The organism is Pantoea leporis, assembly GCF_028048155.1.
GTDB classification, from domain to species: domain Bacteria; phylum Pseudomonadota; class Gammaproteobacteria; order Enterobacterales; family Enterobacteriaceae; genus Pantoea; species Pantoea leporis.
Map to the genome: position 1 here is coordinate 734,152 of NZ_JALMEU010000002.1, position 11,953 is coordinate 746,104.

General features: G+C 55.0%; 13 protein-coding genes. 8 read left to right on the forward strand and 5 right to left on the reverse strand.

Annotated elements, in window-relative coordinates; all coding sequences use genetic code 11:
• The first annotated feature begins 108 nt into the window (after positions 1 to 108).
• The 3 genes from MWH02_RS10630 to MWH02_RS10640 all read left to right on the forward strand — a co-directional run bounded on the left by MWH02_RS10630 (position 109) and on the right by MWH02_RS10640 (position 1,981).
• A complete protein-coding gene (locus MWH02_RS10630; protein WP_137387190.1) occupies positions 109 to 348 on the forward strand; it encodes a type II toxin-antitoxin system CcdA family antitoxin in 240 nt (79 codons plus the stop codon).
• A 2-nt stretch (positions 349 to 350) separates the two neighbouring features.
• The gene (locus MWH02_RS10635; RefSeq protein WP_137387189.1) at positions 351 to 659 is read left to right on the forward strand and encodes a CcdB family protein; all 309 of its coding nucleotides are present in this window, start codon (positions 351 to 353) and stop codon (positions 657 to 659) included.
• A gap of 131 nt (positions 660 to 790) precedes the next feature.
• A complete protein-coding gene (locus MWH02_RS10640; RefSeq protein ID WP_271460584.1) occupies positions 791 to 1,981 on the forward strand; it encodes a CynX/NimT family MFS transporter in 1,191 nt (396 codons plus the stop codon).
• Here MWH02_RS10640 and MWH02_RS10645 read toward each other — a convergent pair.
• The 3 genes from MWH02_RS10645 to MWH02_RS10655 form a co-directional block, all read right to left on the reverse strand.
• Positions 1,974 to 2,318, reverse strand: coding sequence for an ArsR/SmtB family transcription factor (locus tag MWH02_RS10645; protein ID WP_101761121.1), 345 nt, complete (start codon positions 2,316 to 2,318; stop codon positions 1,974 to 1,976). The two genes, MWH02_RS10640 and MWH02_RS10645, sit on opposite strands and share 8 nt — an antisense overlap.
• 96 nt (positions 2,319 to 2,414) lie before the next feature.
• Positions 2,415 to 3,356, reverse strand: coding sequence for a sugar phosphate isomerase/epimerase family protein (locus MWH02_RS10650; RefSeq protein WP_101761122.1), 942 nt, complete (start codon positions 3,354 to 3,356; stop codon positions 2,415 to 2,417).
• Positions 3,357 to 3,364: 8 nt separating this feature from the next.
• On the reverse strand, positions 3,365 to 4,543 hold the full coding sequence (locus tag MWH02_RS10655; RefSeq protein ID WP_101761123.1) for a Gfo/Idh/MocA family protein: 1,179 nt from the start codon (positions 4,541 to 4,543) through the stop codon (positions 3,365 to 3,367).
• A 405-nt stretch (positions 4,544 to 4,948) separates the two neighbouring features.
• On the opposite strand from MWH02_RS10655, the gene MWH02_RS10660 reads away from it, so the two are divergent.
• The 5 genes from MWH02_RS10660 (at position 4,949) to MWH02_RS10680 (ending at position 10,845) form a co-directional block, all read left to right on the forward strand.
• Positions 4,949 to 5,962 carry a LacI family DNA-binding transcriptional regulator gene (locus MWH02_RS10660; RefSeq protein WP_110867234.1) on the forward strand — a complete coding sequence of 338 codons (1,014 nt, stop codon included), beginning with the start codon at positions 4,949 to 4,951 and terminating at the stop codon, positions 5,960 to 5,962.
• 17 nt (positions 5,963 to 5,979) lie between these two features.
• A complete protein-coding gene (locus tag MWH02_RS10665) occupies positions 5,980 to 6,804 on the forward strand; it encodes a sugar phosphate isomerase/epimerase family protein (RefSeq protein ID WP_271460585.1) in 825 nt (274 codons plus the stop codon).
• A 208-nt stretch (positions 6,805 to 7,012) separates the two neighbouring features.
• On the forward strand, positions 7,013 to 7,741 hold the full coding sequence (locus tag MWH02_RS10670) for a gluconate 2-dehydrogenase subunit 3 family protein (protein WP_271460586.1): 729 nt from the start codon (positions 7,013 to 7,015) through the stop codon (positions 7,739 to 7,741).
• Between the two features lie 18 nt (positions 7,742 to 7,759).
• The gene (locus tag MWH02_RS10675) at positions 7,760 to 9,529 is read left to right on the forward strand and encodes a GMC family oxidoreductase (protein WP_271460587.1); all 1,770 of its coding nucleotides are present in this window, start codon (positions 7,760 to 7,762) and stop codon (positions 9,527 to 9,529) included.
• A gap of 2 nt (positions 9,530 to 9,531) precedes the next feature.
• The gene (locus MWH02_RS10680; protein ID WP_271460588.1) at positions 9,532 to 10,845 is read left to right on the forward strand and encodes a cytochrome c; all 1,314 of its coding nucleotides are present in this window, start codon (positions 9,532 to 9,534) and stop codon (positions 10,843 to 10,845) included.
• Between the two features lie 110 nt (positions 10,846 to 10,955).
• Here the strand turns inward: MWH02_RS10680 and MWH02_RS10685 are convergent, their stop codons facing one another.
• Positions 10,956 to 11,420, reverse strand: coding sequence for a heme-degrading domain-containing protein (locus MWH02_RS10685; protein WP_210080080.1), 465 nt, complete (start codon positions 11,418 to 11,420; stop codon positions 10,956 to 10,958).
• Between the two features lie 82 nt (positions 11,421 to 11,502).
• Positions 11,503 to 11,853: a cupin domain-containing protein gene (locus tag MWH02_RS10690; protein ID WP_271460589.1), complete on the reverse strand. Its 351-nt coding sequence runs from the start codon at positions 11,851 to 11,853 to the stop codon at positions 11,503 to 11,505.
• Between the last annotated feature and the right edge of the window lie 100 nt (positions 11,854 to 11,953).

Here is an 11,953-nt window from a genome sequence, read left to right on the forward strand (position 1 = left end):
GAAATTTTAAAAGTCCACAACACGTTAGAAAGCTGCATTGCAGAAAGCGCAGATTTCACCCATACTCACCACACTGATTTATACACGTGTTAACTACACGGGGGATTTATGCCTTCTACAGCCGTAAGACAAAAAAAAACTGTCAGCGTGACACTTGAACCTGCATTACTCGAGCAGGCTAGAGAAGCAGGGCTCAATTTATCCGCCATCCTATCTAAAGCTTTACATTATGAAATTCGCACAACCGAAGCGGAAAGATGGAAGCGTGAAAACAGTGAAGGTTTGCAGGAACTCAATCGCATAACCGAAGAACACGGTTTATTGTCGGATGAATACAGGACGTTTTAGACATGCAATATTTTATTTATCGCAATACCAATAGGAACAGCGAGTACCCTTATCTGGTAGACGTTCAAAGTGAGATTATCGGCGAACTGGCGTCACGAATCGTTATCCCGCTCTACCCTCTAAACCAGTTTAAAAAAAAGCAAGTTGAACGACTTAATCCGGTAATCAAGGTTGAAGGCGAGGAATTTCTGGTCATGACTCACGAAATGGCCAGTGTGCGCGTGTCGCTTCTAGGCGATCAGGTGATGGATGCACGTGTGTATCGCCAGCGGATTAAAGACTCGGTTGATTTTGTCTTTGATGGGTTTTGATACTTTACATCCTAAAAGCCCCTCGTTAGTATTGCCCTCCTTTCAGCAGTTAATCGCCGCTGCGTAAGCGTTAACGTCAACCAACGCACCATAAGCAGACTCGCTCTGCCTCATTGCTATGGTGCGAAAATATGACCCATACCGTTTTATCTGCGAATCCTGCTCTGCGTCGTTCTGGTTTTTTCCTGTTCTTACTGCTGCTGACAGCGGCCAACTTGCGCACGCCTATTACCGCGGTTGGCCCGGTGCTGGAAAACATCCGTCTGACGTTTGGCTTGAGCGCCAGTGCGGCGGGCGTGATCAACTTCTTGCCGCTATTGATGTTCGCTACCTTAGCGCCACCCGCAGCATGGTTCGGCAACCGTTTTGGTCTTGAGCGCAGTTTATGGGGCGCATTGCTGCTCATCACGCTGGGATCGATTCTGCGTATCAGCGGCAGTGAAAATGCGTTGTGGGTGGGAACGATCATCCTGAGCTCGGGGATTGCGGCGGCCAACGTGCTGCTGCCGCCGCTGATTAAGCGTGATTTCACCGAACACACCGCGCGATATGTTGGCTTGTACGCGATGACCATGGCGATCACCGCCAGCATTGCATCGGGCGTGGTGGTGCCGCTGGCAGAGCTGAGTCGCGCGGGTTGGCGACTCTCATTAGCGGTGTGGCTGATTCCGGCGATTATCGCTCTGTTGGCCTGGCTGCCGTACCTGAAAAAACCTGCGCCTCAGACCAAAAACAGCGCCAACGGCGCATCAACGCGCTCACCGTGGCGCGCGGCCTTAGGCTGGCAGGTTTCGCTGTTTATGGCCTGCCAGTCGTTGGTGTTCTACACCTTGATCGGCTGGTTTACGCCTTTTGCGCAAGACAGCGGCATTAGCCAGCTGGAAGCGGGTGGCATGCTGTTTGTCTATCAGATTGTGGCCATCGTTTCGAACCTGGCCTGCATGAGCGCACTGAAAAAAATGCACGACCAGCGGATGATTGGTTTTCTCGCATCGCTATCGATTTTTATCGCCGTCGCGGGACTGTTAATGGCACCGCAATACACGCTGCCGTGGCTGATTCTGGCGGGACTGGGCGCCGGTGCATCAATGGTGATTTGCCTGTCGCTGTTTAATCTGCGCACCCATGATCATTTGCAGGCTTCGAAATTGTCGGGCATGGCACAGTGCGTCGGTTACGGATTAGCGGCGCTGGGCCCGCTCTGTTTTGGCCTGCTGCATGATGTCAGCGGCAACTGGCAGTGGCCGCTGATGCTGCTGTTGGTGATTGCGGGGTTGCAGATGATTGTGGCTACGCTGGCTGGGCGTGCGCGGGTTATTTAATCTGGAAATCATCCAGCGTGGTGCGGGTCAGGGGATCTTGCTGGGTGGCGCTTAGCAGTGAATCAAGCAGACCCGGGAAACGGGCATCGAGATCGTCGCGTCGCAATGACAGCAGGTTTTCACGTCCAGAGGGTTTCTGCCAGATAATGCCGCCCTCGCGCAGCACGCGCCAGTGATGGGTCAACGTGGATTTGGAGACGCCTTTCAGCAGCGATCCGCAAGTATGTTCGCCGCCGTCCGCCAGAATGCTGATTACCGTCATGCGCATCGGATTGCCCAACGCCGCCAGCACATTCTCCAGCCTGATTTCGTCGCGCTGTGGATGGTTTTCCAGCATGGCGTGCCTCTTAATAGTGGGTGAACCACGGATTATCAGGCAGGCAAGGCTCGATGTACAGAACACGGCGAGCGGTTGCCCGCCGTGAATTTGACATTACTGGCTAAGGGTTTGCTTGAGTGCCGCAATTGAGGAGGTTACGCCCGCTTCCACCGACATGGTGAGATCTTCCATTTCCAGCGATACCCAGTCGTTGTAGCCCATCATGCGTACCACCGAGAAGAACTCTTTCCACCACTGCAGATCCTGGCCGCAACCAACGGCAACATAGTTCCAGGCGCGATTGGCGACATCTTCTACCGGTTTGGTTTCCAACAGACCATTGATATCCACCAGCCCGCGCTCCAGACGCACATCTTTGCCGTGACAGTGATGAATTGCCGGGCCGAGCGCGCGTGCTGCTGCAATCGGGTCCGCGCCCATCCACAGCAGATGGCTGGGATCGAGGTTGAGTCCCACCATCTCACCCACCGCGTCGCGCAGACGGAACAAGGTTTCCGGATTCCACACCAGCATCGAACTGAAATTCTCCAGCGCGAATTTCTCCACACCGCTCTCTTTAGCGCGTTGCACCAGCCCTAGCCAGTAAGGGATCGCCACTTCATTCCACTGATAATCGAGGCAGTTTTTCAGCGTCGGCGGCCAGCTTACGGTGTAAGTGATCCAGTTTGGAATGGTGTCGTGCGGGCTGGCGGGCGGCAAGCCGCTCATCATGACGATTTTCTTCACCCCCAGTTCTCCGGCCAGCGCCAGCGCGTTTTCCGTATCGCGCTTATGTTTGTTGCCTAATTCGCCTGGATCGAGCGGATTACCCGACACATTCAGCGCCGCAATCGACATGCCGCGGCTCTCCAGCGCCTGCAACAACTGTTGACGCTGCGTGGCGCTGCCAAGCAACGCTTCGGTACGCAGATGCGGCGCTGGTGACCAGCCGCCGGTCGTCATCTCAACGCCGTAAACACCTAGCTCCAGCAACTTATCCAGCATCTGTTCAAACGGCAGATGACCCAGGCTATCGGTACAAAACGAAAGTTTCATGGCAATCCTTATTCGTAGTTAACCCAGCTCGCGCCGTTGTCCGCAGAACGCACGCAGTTTTCAATCCAGCGCACACCTTCAATTCCGGCGTTAATATCGGGATAGATCAGGTTATCAAGCGTGGTTTGGTCGCCCTGTTGGGTGGCGTGGATGGCGATAGCAAATTTCAGATAGATATTGGCCCAGGATTCCGCCAGGCCTTCAGTGTGCAGCGCGCCCAGGCGTTCATCGGCCAGGGCGCTTTCATGCAGGTACGGCATGCCGTGATGCATAATCTGATTCGGCTGGCCTTGCACTTCATATTTCAGCTCGCCTGGGTTGTAGTCGCTCCACTCCAGACTGGCGCGCGAACCAATCACGCGAATACTTTGGCTGTCCATCGAACCGGCATTAATTGATGAGGCCCACATGCGCCCTACCGCGCCGTTGTCGTAATGCATCAGCACCATGGCGTTATCTTCCAACGGCGCGCGCGACGGAATGAAGCTTTGGCGATCGCACAGCAGCGATTTCACTTTCAGTTCTGGCAACACCAGCTGGGAGATGTAGAAGGTGTGCGTCGAGATATCGCCGAGCACAAAAGACGGACCGGCAATCTTAGGATCGACGCGCCATTTTTGCGCTTCGCTAAATTTGTCGGCGCTGTCATTGGCGCTGAAGCCGTGGGTGTATTGCAGCTCCACCATGCGCACATCACCAATTTCGCCGTTGGCGATCATCGCCCGCATCTGCATCAGCAGCGGATGGCCGGAGAAACCGTAGGTCACGCCAACGATCAGCCCTTTTTTCGCCGCTAATGCTTTAATTTCCAGCGCTTCGGCGGTAGTGAAGAACAGCGGCTTTTCACAAATGACGTGAATACCGGCATTTAATGCCGCTTTGGTGATCTCAAAATGGGTGCCGTTTGGCGTGGCAATGGACACCACTTCAACGCCATCTTCACGCTTCGCCTCTTCGGCCAGCAGCTGCTGATAAGTGGCGTAGCAGCGATCCGCATCGAGCCCTAAGTTGACACCGAAATCGCGGCCACGCTCGGCATCGATATCAAAGGCGCTGGCCACCATCTGATACGCCGTGTTATCACGCAGCGCACCGCAACGGTGTTTATAACCCACCTGGCTGAGACGGCCGCCACCGATCATGGCCCAGCGCAGTGGGCGTGGAATACTCTTTTCACCGATGAGCATAACAACTCCTGTTTATTTTGCACTCGGGTGCAAAATGGTTTGAGGTAAGAGGTCAGAGATTAAATTTTAGCTGTTTTACTATTTGCTACCGGGTGCAAATTAAGCGACACACGTTAGATAAAAATGAGATTTGCTTTGTAGTGGTGAGCAAAATGTCAGCTAAGACGACTTTTTAGTCAATCTGGCAAAGTGCAAATCAGCGAAATCGATCACAAAAAGTTAATGAAATGCACCCGATTGCAAAAAACGTTGCAATCGGGTGCAAAGATCAAACATAATCGCAACATCCTAAAAATAGGGTTATTTGTCGCGCTTTACGCCAATTGCGTGCGCTTAGGTGTTTATTTTCCGTTGGGTTTCACGTTCAATGCTGGGGGTCTCCGCTTTTTCCCCTATGCAGGTGCTATGAGTAAACCAACCGCAAAATCTCACAAAGCCACCGCCAGCGATGTGGCAAGACTGGCTGGCGTCTCGAAATGGACGGTATCGCGTGCCTTTACGCCCGGCGCGTCAATTTCCGAGAAAGCGCGCGAACGCGTAATCGCGATTGCCACCGAGCTGGGTTATCGCCCTAACCTGCTGGCCCGCAGCCTGTCGCAGAAGAAGACACAGATTATTGGCGTGGTGATCGACGAGCTGAAAAATCCGCACTCGATGCTGATGCTCGACACCGTCACCCGCCAGCTACAGCAGCGCGGCTACATGGCGCTGCTGCTGAATATTGGTAGCGGTGAAAACTACCGCGCGGTGCTGTCGCTGGCCGATCAGCTGCAGGTCGATGGCATGCTGTTTCTCGGCACGGTGCTGAGTGATGAGCTGGTCGCCGTGGCGCGTGAAATGCACCACATTCCGCTGGTGCAGGTGTGCCGTAACAATGACGAGCCGGATATTGAAGTGGTCAATATCGACGGCTTGCAGGCGGGCAAACAGCTGGGCGAACTGCTGCTGGCGCAAGGTTATACGCGCATCGGGTACATGATGGGCCCGGCCACCAGCAGCCATCACACGCTGCGTTTGGAAGGTCTGCAACTTGCGCTGAACCAAGCTGGCCTGGCGCTGGAAGTGCTGCTCACCGCCGGTGAATACGCCCGCGAACGCAGCTACGCAGCGTTGACTGAATATCTCAACGCGCACGCGCCCGATCAGCGGGTTGAAGCGCTGTTTTGCGAAAACGATGTGCTGGCGCTCGGCGCGCTGGCGGCCTTACGCGAAGGTGCAGGCAACAAATTCATGGCGGTGGTGGGTTTCGATGACATCGATGAAGCCAGCTTGCCCAGCTGGCAGCTCACCACCTTCAGCCAGCGTATTGATTTGATCATCACTGAAGCCCTGAACCGGCTGATTGATGAACGTGCCACTCCGGGTGGCGTTTGGTCTCAGGGAGAATTGCGTATTCGACGCTCTCACCTGAAGCCGTAAGGTAACAAGGAGGAGAGATGAAGTTGTCGTTGCATGGCGTGTCTGTTTGGTACAGCAATGCCGTCACTCAGTTACGCATCGCCCATGAGACTGGCTTTAGCGGGCTGGAGATCCTGCCAGAACATCTGTATCGCTATCTGGATAACGGTGGCAGCTATGCTGCCTACCGCGATCTGATGGCGAAATACAGCGTCGATATTACCTGCATCAATGCGCTGAAACGTATTGGCCGCCATGAGCCGGAAGCGCGAGCTGAGCTGCTGCGCGAAGCGGAAAAAATCTGCCAGGCCGCGGTGGAACTGCGTTGTCCGGTGGTGCAAATCATGGCGCTGACCGAACTCGATCATCTTTCCGCCGCCGAGCGTGATGCCATCCTGCTGGAGAATATCTCCGCCATCGCCGATATCGGCGCACCACACGGCATTAAATTCCAGATTGAAGTCGTCGCCTTCACCGCGTTCAATTCGCTGCAACACGCACTGGAGCTGATTAAACAGAGCGGCAAAGACAATCTTGGCGTGGTGGTGGATTTCTGGCACCTGCATGCCGGCGGCGGCACCACGCCTGCTGAAGTGGCGCGCATGGATAAAGATCTGATTTACGGCGTGCATTTCTGCGATGGCCGCGCGGCCAAGCCGGGTGAAGCCTGGGATGAGTGGGTACAGCGCGACTACGCACCAGGCCAGGGCGATGTGGATATTGCCGCCTGGGTGGCGGCGGTAAAAGCTACCGGCTACGACGGTGTTTGGTCACCGGAACTATTAAGCCCGCAAAACTGGGAAGACGATTTGTGGGATATTTCCCGTCACTGCTATGAAGATATGAATAAATATATTCATTAACATAAAGGGAGCCCGATAAACGGGTTTCCCGTAAATACGGTCACCGTAAATGGAGACCGTATATTTACCCTACCTCTGAAAAAAACAATAACGAACGCAGATTCGTCGCTAGCGCCTGCGCGCTATTTGCGCACGGTCATTGCGTCTGAAATATCTGAACGTCGTGCTCTGTCAATATTCATCTATTGAAGTTTAAGGGATAAAAAGTATGAACCGAAGAGAAGCGCTCTTTTCGCTCAGTGGAATTGTGGCATCCCTCGCTGTCGCGCCGCAGCTACGGGCGAAAGAGCTGCACAATGTCCCGCTGGAAACCCAACTCAGCACCGATCACCTGCCGCAACCGGCATGGCAAGATGGTTATCAGGTGCTCACCAATCCGCTGGATCGCCAGAATCTGGCAGCCATCTTTGACCGCCTAATCCCCGCCGATGACCTTGGCCCGTCCGCCAGTGAAGCGGGCGCGATTGAGTTCCTCGATAATCAGTTAGCCGGTGATTATGGCTCTGGCGCGGCGCTCTATTTGCAGGCGCCGCTGCATCCGGAAAATGAAGCGGCATTGATGGGCAGCCCGCAATTTCTTACCCCGCCAAAAGCGCGCTATTTAACCGGCTTAGCCGCGCTGGAAAAGTGGGCGCAGCAACAGTATCAGGCTTCATTACATACCTTATCAGCTGAACAGATCGATACATTCCTGACAGCAATGGAAGACGGCAAGATCGATTTAGGAAAAGACGTGAATAGCCAGGCGCTGTTTGAATTAATGCTGCAAAACGCGCGCGAAAGCTATTTAGCGGATCCGATTTATGGCGGAAATAAAAATATGGTGGGTTGGAAGATGATCGGTTTTCCCGGCGCACGCTATGACTATCGCCCTTATATCGAACGCCGCAACGAAAATCTGGCGCTTATTCCCGTCAGCCTCATTCCTAACGATTAAATAGCCGGAGCTGAGTCAATGTCATTAGTTAGAAATAAAGCTGACGTGGTCATCGTCGGCTTAGGTTGGGCCGGTTCGGTAATGGCGGAAGAGCTTACCCGCGCGGGACTTAACGTGGTCGCCATTGAACGCGGTGCCTGGCGCGATACTTCGACCGATTTCCCGGTCGCCATTGATGCCGATGAACTGCGTTTCCACACGCGCCGCAAAATCCTGCAGCCGATGAGCGTGGAAACCACCACCTTCCGCAACCGCAGCGATCAGCTGGCAGCGCCGGTACGTAACTGGTCAGCGTTTCAGTTTGGCTGGAACGTTGGCGGTGCAGGCACGCACTGGGCCGGCATGTCATGGCGCTTTACGCCGTGGGATTTTGAAGTGGCGAAGCAAACCCGCGAACGTTACGGCGCGAAAAAGATGCAGGGTTTGCAGCTGCAGGATTGGGGCGTGACCTACGACGAAATGGCGCCGTTCTACGATCGCTTCGAGCGTATTGCGGGCACTTCCGGTATCGCGGGCAATCTTAACGGCCAGCCACAAAAAGGCGGCAATATCTTCGAAGGCCCGCGTTCGCGCGACTATCCAACCCCGCCGCTGAAAGATACGCACTGGATGAGCAAGTATCGCAAAACCACCGAAAGCATGGGGTATCACCCGTTCACGGTGCCGGCCGGTAATCTGTCGCAAGCTTATGTCAATCCGCTCGGCGTCAGCATGGGTCCGTGCACCTATTGCGGCTTCTGCGACTTCCACGGCTGCGGCAACTTCTCCAAGTCATCGCCACAAGCGTGCATTTTGCCGGTGCTGATGCGCCGTCCAAATTTCACGCTGCTGACCGAAACCGAGGTGTTGCACGCCGTAAAGCATGACGACCGTAAAACGGTAAAAGGCGTGAAATTTATCACCCAGGATGGCGTCGAAGGCTTCCAGCCGGCGGATATCGTCTGTATCACCGCTTATCAAATGGATAACGTGCGTCTGATGCTGCTCTCCGGCGTGGGTGAACAATACGATCCGCTGACCGGTCGCGGCACCATTGGCCGTAACTACAACTATCAAACCTGCTCCAGCGTCACCGGCTTCTTCGATAACGAATACATGAACCCGTTCATCGGCGGCGGCGCATTGGCGGTGCAGATTGATGACTTCAACGGCGATAACTTCGACCACAGCGATCTCGATTTCATCGGCGGCGCGGGCATCATGGGCTTCTCCACCAACGGTCGTCCAATTCAGAACATGAACGGCCTGCGTCCCGGCACCAAACGCTGGGGCAGCGAGTGGAAAGCGGGCTACAAGCGCGATTACCAAACCGCCGGTACCATCTTCTGTCAGGGCACCTCGATGCCGATGCGCGAAGCCTATCTCGATCTCGATCCCAACTACAAAGATCGTCACGGCCAGCCGCTGATCCGCACCACATTCGACTGGAACCAGAACGATGTGCGCATGGCGAAATTCGTTACCGATCGCGCCATCGACATCATGAAAGAGACCGGCGGCCAGCATATCGTGGTGGATAACCAGGCGGAGAAGAGCTGGAATCCGTACCAGCAGCACAGCTCGCACACCATTGGTGGCGCGGTGATGGGCAGCGATCCCAGCACCTCCGCACTCAATCCCTATCTGCAAAGCTGGGATGCGCACAACCTGTTTGTGGTCGGCGCATCCGCCTTCCCGAACAACGGTGGTTATAACCCGACCATCACCATTGGTGCGCTGGCGGTGCGTGCTGCGCAGGCGATCCACCAGAAGTACATCCATAATCCGGCACCGCTGGTGGGGGCGTAATCATGGCGAAAGCAAAGAAAATTACCTACACGCTCGCCGCATTGGCGGTGATTGCGGGCATCGCGGCGTCGGGCCGTTTGTGGGTGGTGTTAGACAGCGCGCGCTCAAACGTTGCCGACGACAACGTGCAGTTGGCCGATTTCCACAGCAATGACGATGCCGCTATTAAACGCGGTGAGTACGTGATGCGCCTCGCCGACTGTGCCGCCTGTCACAATGCGGACTTCTCCGGCGGCTACACAATCGATACGCCTTTTGGCGCGCTGCAAACCTCGAACATTTCACCAGACCGTGAAACCGGCATCGGCAACATGACCGAGCGCGATTTCTTTAACGCGGTGCGTCAGGGACGCGGCGAACACGGCTTCCTCTATCCGGCGATGCCGTACACCGCTTATACACAGATGAGCGATGATGATATGCACGATCTTTGGGCCTATTTTTCGGCACAAAAACCGGTGCACAACGCCATCGATGAAAATGCGGGCATGAATTTCCCCTACAACATTCGCCTGGCAATGGCTGGCTGGAACCTGTTGTTCTTCGATAACAACGCGTTCAAGCCGCAAACCGCGCAGAATGATGAGTGGAATCGCGGTAAGTATATTGTTGATGGTCCGGCGCACTGTAGCGTTTGTCACACCGCGCGCAACGCGCTGGGCGGCGAAATCAGTAGCCACTATCTGCAAGGTGGCAATCTGGGAAGCTGGTACGCGCCGGATATCTCGCCGAATCCTCATGCTGGCATTGGCAAATGGAGCGACGCGCAGCTCGCTGACTACCTGAAAACCGGTTCGAACGGTGCAAGCGTGGCGGCGGGTCCAATGGCCGAAGCGGTCGAGCACTCGACGCAGTATTTTAACGATCGTGATTTGCACGCTATCGCCACTTATCTGCGCAGCTTACCGGCTTCTTCCACGCCGCAAGCCGCCGGATTCGTGATGGATAAAACGCGTCACGATCGGGCCGCACTGCGCTATGAAGTGGATTGCTCGGCGTGTCACGGGTTGTCGGGTGAAGGTATCACCGGCATGGTGCCCGCTTTTGCCGGCAATGGCGCGATGCAGAACGATCCCACCAACATGATCCACGCATTGCTGGACGGTGCCCGCGCGCCTCACACCGCAGACCGACCAACGTCCGCGGGCATGCCGGCATTCTCCTGGAAACTTAACGATCAGGAGATGGCCGATGTGCTGAACTACGTGAGGAATTCGTGGGGTAATCAGGCTGCCGAGGTGAAAGCCAGCCAGGTCGCCGATCTGCGCAAAGCCACCGGCGCAAGCGCTAAGCTGAAAGTACCGGTGATGAAATAGCGTTTCTTCACCGAGCTTCTGGTTACCGTTCAGAGTCGTTGCTGGTCGCTAACCAGCAACACTTTCAGGATACAAGGGTTGCCATTTATGGCGACCTTTTTATCGATGCATCAGCGCAGCAGCTGAGTAATCCCCCACAGCGCTAACGCATGATCGTCTGCAGACGGTAAACCGCTGATGGTGACTGCACCAATGATCGCGCCCTGAGCAGTGAGCAGCGGGAAAGAACCACCGTGATCGGTGTAATCTTCCTGGCGGATATTGCGCTGCTGCGCCATACGCTCGCCCTTCTGTTCATTCATAAGCCCCACATACATCGAAGAGTGGCCGGTCAACAGCACGGTATTACGCTTACGACGCATCCATTCCAGATTTTCTGGGGCGGATCCTGGCAACGCCGCCAGAAACAGCACCTGACCAAACGCATAGACTTCGATAGCCACAGGCGCATTGTCTTCACGCGCGCGCTGCTGGATGCTTTGGCCGATTTGCCACGCTAAATCGAAATCAAACTGCGGTAAACGATGCTCGGCTTCCTGCTGCTGCAAGGTTTCTAAGGACGGCAGCGATGACATGATAGAATCCTCTCAATTTGAAATAAATTTTCCATATTTTATATCATGGAATGAATTTTTCGCATGTGATGAGGTTCTCACTTCAGATTGTGCTAACCGGAATCGCACCGTAATGCACCGCGAGCCACACCGTTGGGCCCTTGTTGTCGGTCCAGTTGACGCGATGGCGGCAGCCAGCTGGGATCTCGACAAAATCACCGACCTGCAAGTGACGCTCCTGCGTTTCCCCTTCCAGCTGCAATCCTGCCGATCCTTGTAACACCAGCACCCATTCCCCTTGCCTCTGGCAGTACCAGAAATCGGGCGGACTGGCTTGTCCGGTAGAAACGATGCGTTCAATATGCAGATTGGGCTGCGTCAGCAGCGCTTCAAACGTCTCTGCGTTGCCGTTCTGTGCGGCGGCGGGGAAATCGCGAAACAGGTTAGTTATCATCGCGCGGGCTCGACATTTAATGAAATCAGCCCGCACTGTAACGCAGGCTTCACCCAGAAGGCTCACAGAATTTTGCGCCGCCGATTGACGCGCTGCGCGC